Genomic DNA, 17656 nt, shown 5'->3' on the forward strand with positions numbered 1-17656 from the left:
GGCAGGGCTCACCGCAAATGGCCGCCTGACCGGCCATGCGAGGGCATGGCGTTTCGGCTCAGGGCGAAATCAGCCAAATATCTGATCTGAAATCGGATTGGTCTTATGGCGGGCCTCCGGCGATTGGCCTAGTTAGGGCCCCGCCGCGCGCCAATCGGATGAGCGTGACGCGCGACCGCTTGCCTTTGTATCGCAGGCATGTCATGACAACGTTGTCATAGGGTGGACGACATTGGCTAAGAACAACGACGCCGGCGATAACGGCCGCGAAGTCTTGGTGCTGCTGGGCGGGGCAGGCGATCTCGCGCTCCGCATGCTGCTGCCTTCGCTGTATTTCCTCGAGCTTGACCGGCTTTTGCCGCACGATCTGCGGATCATCGGCGTCGCGCGGGCCGACCATGACGCGGCTAGCTACAAGGCGCTGGTGCGCGAACAACTGGGCAAGCGCGCGACGGTGGAGGAGGCGGTCTGGAATCGCCTGGCCGCGCGCCTTGACTATGTCCCGGCCAACATCACCAGCGAAGACGACACCAGGAAGCTGGCTGAGCGCATCGGCGAGCACGGCACGCTGGTCATCTTCTTCTCGCTGTCGCCCAGCCTCTACGGTCCGGCCTGCCAGGCGCTTCAGGCCGCCGGGCTGACCGGCCCGCAGACGCGTCTGATCCTCGAGAAGCCGCTCGGCCGTGACCTGGAAAGCTCCAAGGCCACCAACGCCGCCGTCGCCGCCGTGGTCGACGAGAGCCAAGTGTTCCGCATCGACCACTATCTGGGCAAGGAAACGGTCCAGAATCTGACCGCCCTGCGTTTCGCAAACGTGTTGTTCGAGCCGCTGTGGGATCGCAACACGATCGACCACGTGCAGATCACCATCGCCGAAACCGAAAAGGTCGGTGACCGCTGGCCCTACTATGACGAGTACGGCGCGCTGCGGGACATGGTGCAGAACCACATGCTGCAGCTCCTTTGCCTGGTCGCGATGGAAGCGCCGTCGGGCTTCGACCCCGACGCGGTGCGCGACGAGAAGGTCAAGGTGCTGCGCTCCCTGCGCCCCTTCACCAAGGAAACCGTTGCTCACGACACCGTGCGCGGCCAGTACGTCGCCGGCGTGGTCGAGGGCGGCGCGCGGGCGGGCTATGTCGAGGAGGTCGGCAAGCCGACCAAGACCGAGACCTTCGTGGCTATGAAGGTCGCGATCGACAACTGGCGTTGGGACGGCGTGCCGTTCTTCCTGCGCACCGGCAAGAACCTGCCGGATCGTCGCACCCAGATCGTCGTCCAGTTCAAGCCGTTGCCGCACAACATCTTTGGCCCGGCGACCGACGGCGAGCTTTGCGCCAACCGGCTGGTGATCGACCTGCAGCCGGATGAAGACATCTCGCTGACGATCATGAACAAGCGCCCGGGGCTTTCGGACGAGGGCATGCGGCTGCAGTCGCTTCCGCTGTCGCTGTCGTTCGGCCAGACGGGTGGGCGCCGCCGCATCGCCTACGAGAAGCTGTTCGTCGACGCGTTCCGCGGTGATCGCACCCTGTTCGTGCGTCGTGACGAGGTCGAGCAGGCCTGGCGCTTCATCGACGGCGTCTCGGCTGCTTGGGAAGAGGCCCAGATTGAGCCGGCCCACTATGCGGCCGGCACCTGGGGGCCGCAGTCCGCTCAGGGCCTGATCTCGCCCGGCGGCCGGGCGTGGAAGGCCTGACGATGCCCAACACGCCCGCCAAGCTCGAAGCCTTCGGCTCGCGCGAGGATCTTTATGACGCCGCCGCCTCGATCCTTGTCGGCGCGCTGACCACAGCGGTCGCCAGCCACGGCCGGGTCGGGTTCGCCGCTACCGGCGGCACGACGCCGGCGCCTGTTTATGATCGCATGGCGACCATGACCGCGCCGTGGGACAAGATCACCGTCACGCTCACCGACGAGCGTTTCGTTCCGGCCAGCGACCTCAGCAGCAATGAGGGGCTGGTTCGCCGGCATCTTATGGTCGGCGAGGCCGCCAAGGCCGAGTTCGCCCCGCTGTTCTTTGATGGCCTCAGCCACGAGGACAGCGCCCGCAAGGCTGAGGCGGGTGTGAACACCGCCACGCCGTTCGGTGTCGTCCTGCTGGGCGTTGGTCCGGACGGCCACTTCGCCTCGCTGTTTCCCGGCAATCCGGTGCTGGCCCAAGGGCTGGATCTGGCCTCCGATCGCGCCGTACTGGCCGTGCCGCCGAGCGATCCAGCGCCGGACATTCCGCGCCTGAGCCTGACCTTGGCGGCGCTGACGCGCACGGACCTGATCGTGCTGCTCGTCACCGGCGCGGCCAAGAAAGCGTTGTTGGAAGGCGACGTCGATCCGGCTCTGCCGGTCGCCGCCATCCTGAAACAGGACCGCGCCAAGGTCCGCATCCTCTGGGCGGAGTAGATCGCCATGAGCCTGAACCCGGTCATCGCCGAAGTCACCGCCCGCATCGTGGCGCGCAGCAAGGACACCCGCGCGGCCTATCTGGCCCATATGGAGCAGGCCATCGAGAACCAGCCGGGACGGGCAAAGCTGTCCTGCGCCAACTGGGCTCACGCCTTCGCCGCCTCGCCCGGCGTCGACAAGGTCCGAGCTCTGGATCCGAACGCGCCGAACATCGGCATCGTCTCAGCCTATAACGACATGCTGTCGGCCCACCAGCCGCTGGAGGCCTATCCGGCGCTGATCAAGGACGCGGCGCGAGAAGTGGGCGCGACCGCCCAGTTCGCCGGCGGCGTGCCGGCCATGTGCGACGGCGTCACCCAAGGCCGTCCGGGCATGGAGCTGTCGCTGTTCTCGCGCGACGTGATCGCCATGGCCACCGCCGTCGCCCTGACCCACGACGCCTTCGACTCGGCGCTGTACCTGGGCGTTTGCGACAAGATCGTACCGGGCCTGGTGATCGGCGCCCTGACGTTCAGTCACCTGCCGGCCCTGTTCGTGCCCGCCGGCCCGATGACCTCGGGTCTGCCCAACAGCGAGAAGGCCCGCATCCGCGCGCTCTACGCCGAGGGCAAGGTCGGCCGCGCCGAGCTGCTGGAGGCCGAGAGCGCCAGCTATCACGGCCCGGGCACCTGCACCTTCTACGGCACGGCCAACACCAACCAGATGCTGATGGAGCTGATGGGCTTCCATCTGCCCGGTTCGGCCTTTGTCCACCCGAACACGCCGCTGCGCGAGGCGCTGGTCAAGGAGGCCGCGCGTCGCGTCGCCGCCGTCACCAATAAGGGCAACCAGTTCATGCCCGTGGGCCGCATGATCGACGAGAAGTCGATCGTCAACGGCGTGGTGGGCCTGATGGCGACGGGCGGCTCGACCAACCTGGCGCTGCACATCATCGCCATGGCCGCCGCGGCAGGCGTGCAGCTGACCCTGGAGGACCTGGACGACATCTCCAAGGCTACGCCGCTTCTGGCGCGGGTCTATCCGAACGGTTCGGCCGACGTGAACCACTTCCAGGCCGCCGGCGGCATGGCGTTTGTGATCCGCGAGCTGCTGAAAGCCGGATTGGTGCACGAGGACGTCCAGACGATCGCCGGTGCGGGCCTGTCCCTGTATACCCGCGAGCCGGTTCTCGAGGACGGTGCGCTCAGCTGGCGCGACGGCGCCCACGAGAGCCTGGACACCGCTATCGTGCGCCCGGTTGCGGATCCCTTCAGCCAGGAAGGCGGTCTGCGTTTGATGGCCGGCAATCTGGGGCGTGGCGTGATGAAGATCTCGGCCGTGAAGCCCGAGCATCACGTGATCGAAGCGCCGTGCGCGGTGTTCCAGGAACAGGAAGACTTCATCGCCGCCTTCAAGCGCGGCGAGTTGGACCGCGATGTCGTGGTCGTCGTACGCTTCCAGGGACCGTCGGCCAACGGCATGCCCGAACTGCACAATCTGTCGCCGTCGATCTCGGTGCTGCTGGATCGCGGCCACAAGGTCGCCCTCGTCACCGACGGCCGCATGTCTGGGGCTTCTGGCAAGACGCCGGCCGCGATCCACGTCACCCCGGAAGCCGCCAAAGGTGGACCCCTGGCCTATGTCCAGGACGGCGATGTGATCCGCGTCAACGCCGAGACCGGCGAACTGCACATCCTGGTGGACGAAGCGGCCTTGCTTGCTCGGACGCCGGCGAACGTCCCGGCGTCCAAGCCGGGCTTTGGTAGGGAACTGTTTGGATGGATGCGAGCGGGGGTCGGCGCGGCCGACGCCGGCGCGTCAGTCTTTGCTTGAGGAAGCGCTAGGTCATGGACGGCAATCACAATGGCGGGCTCGGCCTCGTCGGCGACATCGGCGGGACCAACGCCCGCTTCGCCCTGGTCGAGTTCGACGGTCAGGACCCGCGCCTGATCGAGCCGACGGCCTATAAGGGCGAAGACTACGGTACGGCCGAGGACGCCATTGAGGACTATCTGCGCAAGGTGGGGGTCAGGCACCCGGACCAGGCGGTGGTCGCTGTCGCCGGTCCGATCGATCATGGCCAGGTTCACATGACCAACCTGGACTGGCGGATCTCCGAGGACGGCCTGCGCCGCGCCGGCGGCTTCCGCAACGCCAAGCTGATCAACGACTTTACGGCTCAGGCTCTGGCGGCTCCCCGCCTCAGCCCCAAGGACCTGCGGCAGGTCGGTGTGCTTCCGACCTCGGGTGAGGGGGATCTGGCCATCCTCGGCCCGGGCACCGGCTTCGGCGTCGCCGGCCTGGTGCGTCGGCACGGCCAGGAAATTCCGCTGGCCACCGAGGGTGGTCACGTTGCCTTTGCGCCGGTGGACGACGTCGAGATCGAAGTGCTGCGGGCTCTGACCAAGCGTCTCGACGGCGGTCGGGTGTCGGTCGAGCGCATCCTCTCGGGCCCAGGCATGGAGGACCTCCATATCGACCTCGCCGCGGCTGAAGGCCGCGTGGTTGAGGCGCTGAGCGCCAAACAGATCACCGAGCGGGCGGTCGAAGGCTGCGCTGACAGCCTGGCCACGGTGAACCGTTTCTGCGCCGTGTTGGGCTCGACGGCCGGCGACATCGCCCTGACTCTGGGCGCGCGCGGCGGGGTGTTCATCGCGGGCGGGATCGCGCCGCGCATCATCGACATCCTGGAGAAGAGCCCGTTCCGCGAGCGCTTCGACAGCAAGGGCCGGCTTTCGGGATTCACCCAGGCGATCCCGACTCATGTGATCCTGCACCCGCACACCGCCCTGATCGGCGCGGCGGTGGCGTTGACGCCGGAGGGCCGCGCGGCCGTTTCGTAGTCGATTTCTTGGGGCTCGCCATGACAGCCTTGTCATGGCTAAGTACGCGCCGAACCGAACGAATCGGGGCGGCGAGGGACGGAATTGAGCGCCAAAGTCACGATCCACGACGTGGCCCGCGAGAGCGGAGTCTCGATCAAAACCGTTTCGCGGGTGCTCAATCGCGAGCCCAACGTCAAGGCCGACACCCGTGATCGAGTGCAAGCCGCCGTGGCGGCGCTGAACTATCGCCCCAACATCTCGGCCCGCAGCCTCGCGGGCTCAAAGGCCTATCTGATCGGCGTCTTCTTCGACAACCCAAGCCCCGGCTACGTCACGGACGTCCAGCTGGGCGCCATCGCGCGCTGCCGACAGGAGGGCTTCCACCTGATCGTCGAGCCGATCGACTCGACCGCCGACGTCGAGGAGCAGGTCGCGCCGATGCTGGCGACGCTCCGCATGGACGGCGTGATCCTGACGCCGCCGCTGAGCGATCATCCCGTGGTCCTGGCGGCGCTTGAGCGCGAGGGCGTGGCCTACGTGCGGATCGCGCCGGGCGGTGACCTCGACCGCGCGCCCTGGGTCAGCATGGACGATCGTCTGGCCGCCTATGAGATGACCAAGCACCTGATCGATCTGGGTCACAAGGACATCGGCTTCATCATCGGCCACCCCGATCACGGCGCCTCGCACCTGCGCCACCAGGGATTCCTGGATGCGATGCGCGACAGTGGGCTGCTGGTTCGCGACAATCGCGTCGAGCAGGGTTGGTTCTCGTTCCGCTCAGGTTTCGAGGCGGCGGAGCGGCTTTTGAGCGGACCAGACAAGCCGACGGCCATCTTCGCCTCGAACGACGATATGGCGCTGGGTGTGATGGCGGTGGCCAATCGTCTGCGGCTCGATGTCCCCGCGCAACTCGCAGTGGCCGGCTTTGACGATACGCCCGGCGCTAAAATCACCTGGCCGCAGCTCACCACGGTCCGCCAGCCGATCCACGCCATGGCCGGCGCGGCGGCCGACATGCTGATGCAAGGCGTGGAGCGGGAGGAGGGGGCTCCGCCGCCGTCGCGGCTCCTGGACTTCGAATTGGTGGTGCGGGAGTCCACGGGCCCGGCATCGCGCTAGATGGGCCGGCAGGGTGTCTATGTTACCGTGATCATATTCTTCTTGACAGCGCTGTCCGATCGACGTGAGATCGCTTCGATCAAGACAGTCGCCACGACAAGGCGGCGTCAGGAGGAAACCCCATGACCTCGTCTGGCCAGTCCAGCGGCTGTCGCGCCCTGTGCGCACGATCACTCCCCTCCAAGCGGACCTGAACCCGCTTCTCTTTGCTCGACGCGGTCACCCCGCAAGCGCCGCGTCGAGCGCCTTTCCCGAAATCATCGCTCCGCCCGACGGACGCCCCCTCCAAGGATCGCCCATGCTTCCGCGCCGTTTCGCCTTCGCTTCCGCCCTGGCCCTCACGATCGCCTGTGGAACGGCCGGCGGGGTCTTGGCCCAGACGTCGCCGAACGCCACCGCGAACCCGGCGGTCTGGCCGAAGGCGGCCAGCCCGGCCACGATCACTGACGCCAAGGCCGAGGCCTTCATCACTCAGTTGATGAGCCGGATGACCGTCGAGGAGAAGGTCGCCCAGACCATCCAGGCCGACGGCGCCTCGATCACGCCCGAAGAGCTGAAGAAGTATCGGCTAGGGTCGGTGCTGGTCGGCGGCAATTCAGCGCCGGACGGCAATGACCGCGCCAGCCCCCAGCGCTGGATCGAATGGATCCGGGCCTTCCGCGCCGCTGCGCTGGACAAGCGCGGCGATCGCCAGGAGATCCCGATCATCTTCGGCGTTGACGCCGTGCACGGTCACAACAACGTCGTGGGCGCCACGATCTTTCCGCACAATGTCGGCCTGGGCGCCGCGCGCGACCCTGATCTCATCCGGCGCATCGGTGAAGTGACCGCCAAGGAGATGGCCGCCACAGGCGCGGACTGGACGTTTGGTCCCACGGTGGCCGTGCCGCGCGACGAGCGCTGGGGCCGCGCCTACGAAGGCTACGGCGAGGATCCGGAGATCGTGAAGGCCTATTCTGGCCCGATGACCCTGGGTCTGCAGGGCGCGCTGGCGGCCGGCAAGCCCTTGGCGGCGGGGCGCGTGGCGGGCTCGGCCAAGCACTTCCTGGCTGACGGCGGCACCGAGAACGGGCGCGACCAGGGCGACGCCAAGATCTCCGAGGCTGATCTTGTTCGCCTGCACAACGCGGGCTATCCGCCGGCGATCGAGGCCGGCATCCTGTCGGTCATGGTCTCGTTCTCCAGCTGGAACGGCGTCAAGCACACCGGTAACAAGAGCCTGCTGACCGATGTGCTGAAGGGCCGGATGGGCTTCGAGGGCTTTGTCGTCGGCGACTGGAACGCCCATGGTCAGGTCGATGGCTGCACCAACACCAGCTGCGCCCAAGCCTACAACGCCGGCATGGACATGATGATGGCCCCCGACAGCTGGAAGGGCCTCTATGAGAACACCCTGGCGCAGGTGAAGGCCGGGCAGATCCCGATGGCGCGTATCGACGACGCCGTGCGTCGCATCCTGCGGGTCAAGGTCAAGGCTGGCCTGTTCGAGGACAAGCGCCCGCTGGAAGGCAAGCTCGACCTGTTGGGCGCGCCCGAGCACCGCGCCGTGGCCCGGGAGGCCGTGCGCAAGTCGCTGGTGTTGCTGAAGAACGAGGGCGTCCTGCCGTTGAAGAGCTCGGCCCGTGTGCTGGTCGCCGGCGACGGCGCTGACGACATCGGCAAGGCTTCGGGCGGCTGGACCCTGACCTGGCAAGGCACCGGCAATAAGAACAGCGACTTCCCGCACGGCCAGTCGATCTACGTCGGCGTCGCCGAGGCGTTGAAGGCCGGTGGCGGCAGCGCCGAGCTGTCGGTTACCGGCGACTTCCAGAAAAAGCCTGACGTGGCGATCGTCGTGTTCGGCGAAAATCCCTATGCCGAGTTCCAGGGCGACATCACCAGCATCGAGTATCAGGCCGGCGACAAGCGCGATCTGGCCCTGCTCAAGAAGCTGAAGGCTGCCGGCGTCCCTGTGGTGGCGGTGTTCCTGAGCGGCCGCCCGCTATGGACCAATCCCGAGCTCAACGCCTCGGACGCGTTCGTGGCGGCCTGGCTGCCCGGCTCGGAAGGCGGCGGCGTGGCCGACGTGCTGGTCGGCGACAAGGCCGGCAAGCCGCGTCATGACTTCCAGGGCAAGCTCTCCTTCTCCTGGCCCAAGCGCGCCGATCAGGAGCCGATCAATGTCGGCGATCCGGGTTATGACCCCTTGTTCGCCTATGGTTACGGCCTCAGCTACGCCAAGCCGGGCAAGGTCGCGACGCTGTCGGAAGACCCCGGCTCAGCCTCGGCGGCGGCGAATGTCGATCGCTACTTTGTCGATGGTCGAACGCCTCCGCCGTGGATGATGAGCGCATCCGGCGCGGCGTCGCTCAAGTCGATCGACGCCGGCGCGCAGGAGAACGCGCGCCAGGCCACCTGGAGCGGCGAGGGCTTCGGCGTGGTTGGCGTGATGGGCTCGGCTGTGGATCTGTCCCGCCAGACGACCGGCGATATGGCGGTGATGTTCCGCTATCGCGTGGACGCCGCGCCGACGAAACCTGTTTCGCTCAGCCTAACCTGTGGCGAATCCTGCCGGGCGACGGTAGACGTAACGTCAACGTTGTCAGGTGCGAAAACGGGCGAATGGCGTACGGCGAAGATCAAACTTTCCTGCTTCCAGGCCAAGGGGGCGGACATGACGCATGTTTTGTCCCCGTTCGGCCTGTGGACAACAGGGCAGCTGACGCTGTCGTTCACGGAAATCCGCTTGGCGTCCAACGAGGGCGACGCTTTCTGCCCTGCCTAGCCCTGGAAGGAGCGACGGCATGATCCGCGCCCGTCGCTCACGCATAGTCGCCACGCTTGGTCCGGCGTCGAGCTCCTTCGAGATGATCGTCACCCTGGCCAAGGCCGGGGCTGACGTCTTTCGCTTGAACTTCAGCCACGGCGCGCACGAGACGCACGCCGCCGTCTACGCGGCCATCCGTGAGGCTGAGAAGGTCGTCAATCGTCCGCTGGGCGTACTGGCCGATCTGCAGGGGCCCAAGCTGCGCGTCGGAAAATTCGCCGACGGCCCGGTGATGCTGAAGCCCGGTCAGGCGTTCCGCTTCGACAGCGATCCGACGCCGGGCGATGAGACCCGCGTGCACCTGCCGCACCCGGAGATCCTGACCGCTATGCGGCCCGGCGCCACCCTGCTGCTGGATGACGGCAAGCTGCGCATGACGGTGACCGAGGCGGGGCCGGGCTACGCCAACACCAAGGTCGTCAATGGCGGCAAGCTCTCGGAACGCAAGGGCGTGGCGGTGCCGGACGTGGTCATCCCGATGTCCCCCCTGACGGCCAAGGACCGCGAAGATCTGGCCTTCGCCCTGCGGCTGGGCGTGGACTGGGTGGCGTTGTCGTTTGTCCAGGCCCCCGAGGACATGGCCGAGTTGCGCCGGATCGTCGAAGGGCGCGCCGCTGTGCTGGCCAAGATCGAGAAGCCGCAGGCGCTGAAGGTGCTGGGCCCGATCCTGGATCTCTGCGACGGCGTCATGGTCGCGCGCGGCGATCTCGGCGTGGAGATGGCGCCCGAGGAGGTGCCAGTCGCCCAGAAGGAAATTCTGCGGGCCGCGCGTGAACGCGGCATTCCGGTGATAGTCGCCACCCAGATGCTGGAGTCGATGACCAGTTCGCCGACCCCGACCCGGGCCGAGGCCTCGGACGTCGCCAACGCTGTCTATGAAGGCGCGGATGCGGTGATGCTGTCGGCGGAGTCCGCAGCGGGCGACTATCCCGAAGAGTCGGTCTCGATGATGAACCGCATCATCGAACGGGTCGAGCGCGACCCGAAGTGGCCGGAACTGATGTACGCCGAACAGAGCCACGACGACGTCGATGCCGATGTGCTGGTGGTCGCCGCCGCCGGCGCCGCCAAGGCGGGCTCGACCAAATGCCTCGTGGCGTTCACAACGACCGGAGCGACCGCGCGCCGTCTTTCGCGTGAGCGCCCGCTGCAACCCGTACTGGCGCTGTCGCCCGAGCTCAGCGCCGTGCGTCGCATGTGCCTGGTCTGGGGCGTCGAGCCACGCGTCAGCGCTCAGCCGGACAGCCTGGAGGTGGTGACGACCGATGCGTCGAGCAAGGCCCTGGAGCTGGGCCTGGTTGCGCCCGGCGAGCGGCTCCTGGTCGTTGCGGGGACGCCGTTCGGCGCGCCCGGCGCGGCGAACCTGCTGCGTCTAGCCCATGCGCCTGCGCCGGTTCGACGACGCTAGCTGAATGAGGCCGGCAAAAGTCGCTGATAGCCGCGCCTGACCGCGCCATAGCACTCGCAAGCCATGGCCTCGAGGCCAGCGCGGTCGAGAATGTCGACGACGCCCCGGCGATATCGGATCACGCCCTTGGTCTGCAGAGAGCCGGCCACGGCCGTGACGGTTGTTCTCTGCACCCCAAGCATGTCGGCCAGAAACTCTTGGGTCAGACAGACGGTGTTGCTGTCGATACGGTCGTGGCACGAGAGGAGCCAACGGCAGAAGCGCGCCTCGACAGCATGCAGAGCGTTGCAGGCGACCGACTGGATGGCGTGACCGAAGAGCGCCTCGTTGTGGTGATCCACGACCTCGCGCAGCGCCGCGCTTCGCTGCCAAGCTTCATGCAGCGGAGCGGCTGCGATCCGTAGAGCCGAGCCCGGCGCTTGGACAATCGCCCGCCCGAGTGACTGGCGCGGCGCCACGGCGGCCATCAGCCCCAACGCGCCTTCCCGCCCGATGGTCGCAGACTCGATTGCTGCGCCATTGTCCATCAAGGTCATGAGCGAGAGGACGCAATCGGTCGGAAAGTAGATCTGATCGATCAGATCGCCGGGCTCATACAGCAGTCGGCCCTTATCAAGCTCGACGTGCGAGAGGTGAGGCGTCAGGAGAGCGTTGTCTTCCGGCGGAAGGGCGAACAGCAGGCGGTTCATAGAGGTCGGCAACGGCCCAGTCATGTGGAGTCGAACGCCGTCTGCCGGCAAGGGTTGCAAGCTATAGGTGGACTTAAGAGCAGGCGCCGTCGCGTAGCCGACACAAGCCAATGAGGAATGGCCTAAATGCAGAAGAGTCCACAGAACTGACTATTTTTCGCCTTCATTGAGCCTCGGCCCGCTTTGTCGGGATTCCGACCTAGGTACGTCTGCGGGCGGGGCGCGCTTTCTACCTTCTCTGACTTGATAAAAAGAGCCGCCCCGGAAGGCGGCTCTAAGAGGCGCTACGCCAGATTGATGTGCTGCTGGCGGCCAACATCCGGTGTGTCGCCAGTCAGATTGGCCTTGGCGATCTCCCAGGCGAAGCGAAGGCCGCCCTTGGAGGCCCAGGTTTCGGCGTCGGTCAGATCGAACCTCAGGAGTGTCAGGCTTGGGTCATCCTTGCCGCGCGGAAACCAGGCGGCGACCATGGGATTCCAGTAGCGCTCAATGCGAGCGCGATCCTTGTCCTCGGTCAGGCGGCCGCCGATGCAGGCCTGATAGTCCTGATCTTTGGCCTGGATGATGAACATAGCCATGTCGTGGCCGTCGCCCAGCGCCTGGATCAAGCCGTTGTCTTCGTTGGTGAAGAACCAAAGCGCATGGTCTTCTGGCTCGGCGAAGGCGGTCATGGGCTGAAAATGGTCGCCGCGCGCGGGCACGCCGAGCATGCCGAACCTTACGTCGTCGATTTCTTTCCAGAGCCGGCGTTCGGCGTCGGCTCTGTCGTGGATGGCGTCTTGCATGGGAGGTCTTCCTTGCGATCGGGGAATCGCAAGGAAGAACCAATGGCGCGGGCGGCGGTTCCTACGCCTCAGGTCTGCGGCTCGTTCCTGGGATCGGGACCAAGCGCCTGACCTGTTCCCACGCACAAGGTTCGCCGACTACCCTCGCGGCGTCCCTGGGCGCTGCGGCCTTGGGATCGCACCGCCGCGCGATCCCGCCGAACTGTCTATTTCGGTTTGGCGAAGGCGGAGGACATCCAGCCGCGTGCGCCGTTCTCGTCGTCAACTTCCATCCAGACGCCATTGCGCTGGCCGGTGGGATAGATCGTAGCCCCGGCCTTGACCGTTCCGACGATGGTGGCCGTGGGGGACGCCGCGCCGCGAAGGGAGACGTCCTGAGTGGTCGCCAGGAGATTGGGCGCGGCCGTCATGGCCATCGTCGCCGGGACGTTGGCGGACACGGGTGTCGCGGTCGGCGCATTGGCGCACTTGCCTTGGTGGAGACCGCCCATCACCGCGCGCCGCTGCTGGGCGATCTGGATGTTCTGGGCCTCGCGCTGCGCCTTGGCGGCCGCTGCGGCCTTGGCCTGGGCCGCCGCAGCGTTGGCGAACGCGCCAAGACCCGGAACACGGCCCAGAGCGCCGCTGTAGAGCGCGGCGTTGACCCCGAGGCTCGCGGCGGTCTCCGCACCGCGCGCGGCGCCTTCGGCGCTGGCGATGGCGGAGGTCGACAGGCCCATCAGTTGGTCCATCCGCACCATCTCCGCGCTGATCTGCTCACAGCTCATCGACGCGTCCGTGGGATAGCTCAGTTGCAGCGGCGCCTGGGCGTAGGCTGTCGTCGCGCTCAGGGCGAGGCCCAGCGCGGCGAAAGTGGCCAGAGTCTTGGTCATGTTCAGCTCCCGAATGACGGAAGCCGGCGACCGTCTAAGCCCACCGCGGGCGGCCGGTCCGTCATAATGTGAACGACGGTATCCGGCGGCCGGCGCGGGGGCCTATCCCCTGAACGGGGGGTGTCAGAAGCCCATCAAACGGGCGTAGCGGTCGCGGTGGAAGCTGGCGCCGCCGAACAGAGCCTCGGTGACGCGGGCGCGTTTCATGTAGAGACCCGCGTCGTGAGCGTCGGTCATGCCGATGCCGCCGTGCATCTGAACCATCTCGTTCGACGCCAGATGGACCAGCTCGCTGGCCTTGGCCTTGGCCAGCGAGGCCAAGGCGCGGCTGTCGGCGCCGGCGTCCAGGGCCTCGAGCGCGGCTTCGACGCAGGAGCGGGTCGTCTCCAGGTCGGTGAACCACTTGGCCGCCCGGTGCTGCAGGGCCTGGAAAGTGCCGATGACCTGACCGAACTGGGTACGGGTCTTCAGGTAATCCAGGGTAATGTCGAAGGCCGCGCTGGCGCTGCCCAGCATCTCGGCGGCGAGGCCCGCATAGGCGCGATCCAGGGTCGGCTCCAAGACGGCCCAGCCCTTGTCGACCTCGCCGAGCACGGCGTCCGCGCCGACCTCGACGCCGTCGAAGGCGATCTTGGCTGCCCCGCGCGAGTCGATCAGCGACAGGTGCGAGCGGCTCACGCCGGCGGCGTCGCCGGAGACCAGGAACACAGTCAGGCCCGCCGTATCGCTCGGCTGGCCGCTGGTGCGGGCCGCGACGATCAGCAGGTCGGCGGCTTCGCCGTCCAGCACCAGGGTCTTGGTGCCGTTCAGCACATAGCCGGCGCCGCTCTTGGTCGCCGAAAGGGCGGTGCGCGCCGGCGCGTGGTGGGCGCCTTCGTCGATCGCCAGGGTGGCGACGGCCTCGCCGGTGGCGATCTTGGACAGCCAAGCTTGCTTCTGAGCGTCCGAGCCGCCCAATTGCAGCGCCGAAGCGGCGATCATCGCGGTGGAGAGAAGCGGGGAGGCGGCGAGGGTGCGGCCGGTCTCCTCAAGGATCAGGCCTAGGCCCAGATAGCCAAAGGCCGAGCCGTCATAGGCTTCGGGCACGATCACGCCGGCCCAGCCCATCTGGCCCATCTCGGCCCAGGCGGCGGTATCGAACGTCTGCTTGCTCGTGCTGTCGCGCAGTTTGCGCAGAGCGCCGACGGGGGCGCTTTCGCTGGCCCAGCCCTTGGCGGCGTCGCGCAGCATCGTTTGTTCTTCGGTCAGGACGGCCATGTTCAGGCTCCTAGAATGGTCTTGGTCTTGGCGCGCCGTTCCGATGGCGCGCGCGGCTTGCGAGCGGGAGAGGGGCTACTGGTGATCCAGGAGGCCCAAGACCCGCTTGGCGACGACGTTGAGGTTCACCTCGCTGGTGCCGCCCTCGATGGAGTTGCCCTTGGCGCGCAGCATGGCGCGCGGCGCGGCCAGTTCCTCGGCGCTGAAGCCTTCGCCCTCCCAGCCCAGGCCCTGCAGGCCCAAAGCTTCGACCAGCAGCTCGGTGCGCTCCTGGTTCATCTTGGCGGCGGCGTACTTGATGATCGAGACAGCGGCGCTGGGGCCCGAGCCCTGCTTGGACTCCGCCTCGGCGCGGCGCACGGTCAGCATGAAGGCGTGGGCGTCCATGGAATGGGCCGCGAGGCGCGCGCGGAAGTCGCCATCGGCGATGCGGCCTTCGCTGTCGACGCCGATCTCCTTCTTGGCCGCCTCGACGACCGAAAGGCCGCCGCCGCCGCCAAAGCCCGAGGCGCTGATGTTCTGGCGCTCGTACTGGAGCAGGCGCTTGGCGATGTCCCAGCCGCCGTTCAGCTTGCCGACCAGTTGCTCTTTGGGGACCTTCACGTTGTCGAAGAAGGTCTCGCAGAAGGGTGAGGAGCCGCTGATCAGCTTGATCGGACGGGCCTCGACGCCGGGCGAAGTCATGTCGAACAGCACGAACGAGATGCCCTCGTGCTTCTTCGAGGTGTCGGTGCGCACCAGGCAGAAGATCCAGTCGGCTTGGTCGGCGTAGCTGGTCCAGACCTTCTGGCCGTTGATCAGGTAGTGATCGCCCTTGTCCTCGCACTTGGTCTGCAGAGAGGCGAGGTCGGAGCCGGCGCCGGGTTCGCTGTAGCCCTGGCACCAGCGGGTTTCGCCGCGCACGATCTCGGGCAGGAAGCGACGCTTTTGTTCCTCGGTGGCGTACTCCAGCAGCACCGGGCCCAGCATCCAGACGCCAAAGCTCATCAGAGCGGGCCGCGCCTTGATGCGGCGCAGCTCCTGCTCAAGCACCTTGTTCTGGGCCTTGGACAGGCCGCCGCCGCCGTACTCCTTGGGCCACATCGGCGCGGTCCAGCCGCGCTCGGCCATGCGGTCGAGCCACAGCTTGGCGTCCGGGTTCTTCCAGACCATCTTGCGGCCGCCCCACGGGGCTTCGTCCTCGCCCATGGGCGCGTTCAGGGACTTTGGATAGTTGGCTTCGAGCCAGGCGCGGGTGTCGGCGCGGAAGGCGTCGAGATCGGTTCCCCCGAAATCGGCCATGGTCTCAATCTCCCTAAGCGGACCGGTGTTTGGTCGACACACTACGCCTAGAGACGGCGGCGGCAAGCTGATTCAAACAATCGTTCGCATCTTGGCGCGGGACCACGTCGGGCAATACGCGGTATAGAAACGCCTGCTCCTGGATCCCTTGGGGATTCGCGATTTCGGGATCTGGATGTCCTCGACAGTTTTCAGGCCCGCGGCCCATGCGATCGCCCCCACCGTGGCGGCGATCCTGGCTGCGTCGGCGGGCGTTATGCTGTTGGCTTCTGGGGCCACGCCGTCCGAACCGACCCGCTTCCTGCTGCTGTTGGCCTTCGCGCCCGACTTGCTGATCGAGATCAGCCACTTCTTCTCCTCGATCCTGGGGCTGGTGCTTCTCTTGCTGGCCTTTGGTCTGCGCGCGCGGCTCGGCGCGGCCTGGTGGGCGGCGCTGATCGTGCTCGGCGCCTCGGCGGTCCTGGCGATGTTCAAGGGCTTGAACTGGGAGGAGACAGCCATGTTGCTGTTCTGTCTCTTCCTGATCCTGCCGTTCCACGACGCCTTTCCGCGGAAAGCCGCCTTGACCAAGATGGAGATCACCCCCGGGTGGCTGCTGTCGGCCGCGGCGGCCATCGTCGGCGCTTCGGTTCTGGGTTGGTGGTCGTTCAACCACACCGAGTTCGCCGACAAGTCCTGGATCAAGATCCTGCAGGACCATGACGAGGCCGCGCGGGCCATTCGCTCGTCGGTCGCCGCCGCCATCGTGTTGCTGGCCGTTGGGGTCTGGCGGCTGATCGCGACGGCGGCGACACCGCCCGTAGTCGATGACACCGACCCCGAGTTCGACCGCGTGCGCGCCATTCTGGCCAAGGCCGAAGGCGCCGAGCCCAGCGCCAACCTCGCGCTCCTGGGCGACAAGCGCTTCTTGTTCTCGGCCTCCGGCGAGACCTTCCTGATGTTCGGCGTTCGGGGGCGCTCGTGGATCGCGCTGGGGGCTCCGGTCGGCAAGCGCGAAGAGCGTATGGAGCTGTTCTGGCGCTTCCGCGAACTGGCCGACGCCCATGCCGCGCGCGCGGGCTTCTACGGCCTTGGACCCGATGATCTCCCTGATACGGTCGACCTGGGTCTGGCGATCCAGAAGACCGGCGAAAGCGCCGCGGTGCCGCTGGAGGCCTTCAGCCTTGTTGGCCGTCGCCGGGAGGTTCTTCGCCGAAACTGGCGCAAGGCCGGGGAGGGCGGCGCGGCCTTCGAGGTGCTGCCGGTCGGCGCGGCTCCGGCCATCATGGACGAGCTGAAGGCGATCTCGGACTCCTGGCTTTCCCACCACGCGGGCGGCGAGAAGCGCTTCTCGATGGGCGGCTTCGATCCGCGCTACGTGGCCGAGTTCCCGGTCGCGATCGTTCGCAGCGAGGGCAAGATCGTCGCCTTCGCCACGCTCTGGACGACGGCCAGCAAGACGGCGTTCTCCATGGACCTGATGCGTTACTCGGACGAAGCCCCGAAAAACGTCATGGACTATCTGTTCGTCGAGCTCCTGCAATGGGGCAAGGACGAGGGCTACAGCGCCTTCGAGTTCGGCGTCGCCCCGCTGGCTGGCTTGCAGGATCGCCCGTTGGCGCCGATCATGTCGCGGGTCGGCCGGCTGCTCTACGAGCGCGGCGAGGAGATCTATAACTTCCAGGGCGTGCGTCGCTACAAGGACAAGTACGACCCCGTCTGGCAGCCGCGCTACATTGCCGCGCCTCAGAAGTGGGCCATCCCCTTCCTGCTCGCCGACATCGGTCTGCTGTCGTCTGGCGGCGTCTCGGGCCTCGCGAAACGACCCAAGAAGCCGCCTGAGAGGGCCGCGACCTAGTAGCGCGTCTGATTGCCCGTCTGGACGCCCAGCAGGTTCACCAGATGCACCATCATCAGCATCAGTCCCACCACGCAGATCATCATCAGCGGACGCCACGGAACCATCCGTGGACCCTTGAGAACATTGATCGGACGCGCGCCAAGCCAACCGAAGAGTACGGCGAGGATCAGGAACAGGATCGCGGCGGCGGCGGTGACGGGCAGGTCCATGCGTGCTTCTAGGCCTGCGACAATCCGCCTGGCAAATGGTTAACCTGTGTTAACCCTCTTGCTTTTGAACCGCGCTACAGAGTGTTGGGACTCTGTCCTGATTCCTCCACAGTGAATCGCGCAGCCACAACATCTGGCGTTTTCGTCGCGTTTACACCCTAGGAATCGGTGACTAGCGTTTTC

Annotated in this window: 14 protein-coding genes; 8 read left to right on the forward strand and 6 right to left on the reverse strand. The window is 66.8% G+C overall.

Annotation, left to right across the window (positions count from 1 at the left end; all coding sequences use genetic code 11):
* The first annotated feature begins 232 nt into the window (after positions 1-232).
* From zwf to pyk, 7 genes are all read left to right on the forward strand, one after another.
* A complete protein-coding gene (gene zwf, locus ACT53N_RS15170; protein WP_476064673.1) occupies positions 233-1696 on the forward strand; it encodes a glucose-6-phosphate dehydrogenase in 1464 nt (487 codons plus the stop codon).
* A 2-nt stretch (positions 1697-1698) separates the two neighbouring features.
* Entirely contained in the window at positions 1699-2397 is a 699-nt protein-coding gene (gene pgl, locus ACT53N_RS15175; RefSeq protein ID WP_476064674.1) for a 6-phosphogluconolactonase, read from the forward strand.
* A 6-nt stretch (positions 2398-2403) separates the two neighbouring features.
* A complete protein-coding gene (gene edd, locus ACT53N_RS15180) occupies positions 2404-4212 on the forward strand; it encodes a phosphogluconate dehydratase (protein WP_476064675.1) in 1809 nt (602 codons plus the stop codon).
* Positions 4213-4226: 14 nt separating this feature from the next.
* The gene (glk, locus tag ACT53N_RS15185; RefSeq protein WP_476064676.1) at positions 4227-5222 is read left to right on the forward strand and encodes a glucokinase; all 996 of its coding nucleotides are present in this window, start codon (positions 4227-4229) and stop codon (positions 5220-5222) included.
* An 84-nt stretch (positions 5223-5306) separates the two neighbouring features.
* Positions 5307-6326: a LacI family DNA-binding transcriptional regulator gene (locus ACT53N_RS15190; RefSeq protein ID WP_476064677.1), complete on the forward strand. Its 1020-nt coding sequence runs from the start codon at positions 5307-5309 to the stop codon at positions 6324-6326.
* Between the two features lie 298 nt (positions 6327-6624).
* Positions 6625-9090 carry a glycoside hydrolase family 3 protein gene (locus ACT53N_RS15195; protein ID WP_476064678.1) on the forward strand — a complete coding sequence of 822 codons (2466 nt, stop codon included), beginning with the start codon at positions 6625-6627 and terminating at the stop codon, positions 9088-9090.
* A gap of 19 nt (positions 9091-9109) precedes the next feature.
* Positions 9110-10540, forward strand: a complete 1431-nt coding sequence (gene pyk / locus ACT53N_RS15200) for a pyruvate kinase (RefSeq protein WP_476064679.1) — start codon at positions 9110-9112, stop codon at positions 10538-10540.
* Here pyk and ACT53N_RS15205 read toward each other — a convergent pair.
* The 5 genes from ACT53N_RS15205 to ACT53N_RS15225 form a co-directional block, all read right to left on the reverse strand.
* Positions 10537-11253, reverse strand: coding sequence for a Crp/Fnr family transcriptional regulator (locus tag ACT53N_RS15205; RefSeq protein ID WP_476064680.1), 717 nt, complete (start codon positions 11251-11253; stop codon positions 10537-10539). The genes pyk and ACT53N_RS15205 overlap by 4 nt on opposite strands.
* Before the next feature lie 260 nt (positions 11254-11513).
* Positions 11514-12014, reverse strand: a complete 501-nt coding sequence (locus ACT53N_RS15210; protein ID WP_476064681.1) for a pyridoxamine 5'-phosphate oxidase family protein — start codon at positions 12012-12014, stop codon at positions 11514-11516.
* Positions 12015-12220: 206 nt separating this feature from the next.
* A complete protein-coding gene (locus ACT53N_RS15215; RefSeq protein WP_476064682.1) occupies positions 12221-12886 on the reverse strand; it encodes an SH3 domain-containing protein in 666 nt (221 codons plus the stop codon).
* Positions 12887-13009: 123 nt separating this feature from the next.
* A complete protein-coding gene (locus tag ACT53N_RS15220) occupies positions 13010-14143 on the reverse strand; it encodes an acyl-CoA dehydrogenase family protein (protein WP_476064683.1) in 1134 nt (377 codons plus the stop codon).
* Between the two features lie 75 nt (positions 14144-14218).
* A complete protein-coding gene (locus ACT53N_RS15225; RefSeq protein WP_476064684.1) occupies positions 14219-15424 on the reverse strand; it encodes an acyl-CoA dehydrogenase family protein in 1206 nt (401 codons plus the stop codon).
* 175 nt (positions 15425-15599) lie between these two features.
* Here ACT53N_RS15225 and ACT53N_RS15230 point away from each other — a divergent pair, with 175 nt between their 5' ends.
* Entirely contained in the window at positions 15600-17261 is a 1662-nt protein-coding gene (locus tag ACT53N_RS15230; protein WP_476064685.1) for a phosphatidylglycerol lysyltransferase domain-containing protein, read from the forward strand.
* Here the strand turns inward: ACT53N_RS15230 and ACT53N_RS15235 are convergent.
* Positions 17258-17473 (reverse strand): hypothetical protein, encoded by a 216-nt coding sequence (locus ACT53N_RS15235; protein WP_476064686.1) that lies wholly within the window; start codon positions 17471-17473, stop codon positions 17258-17260. The genes ACT53N_RS15230 and ACT53N_RS15235 overlap by 4 nt on opposite strands.
* Positions 17474-17656: the final 183 nt, after the last annotated feature.

Source organism: Caulobacter sp. DMC95, assembly GCF_056313785.1.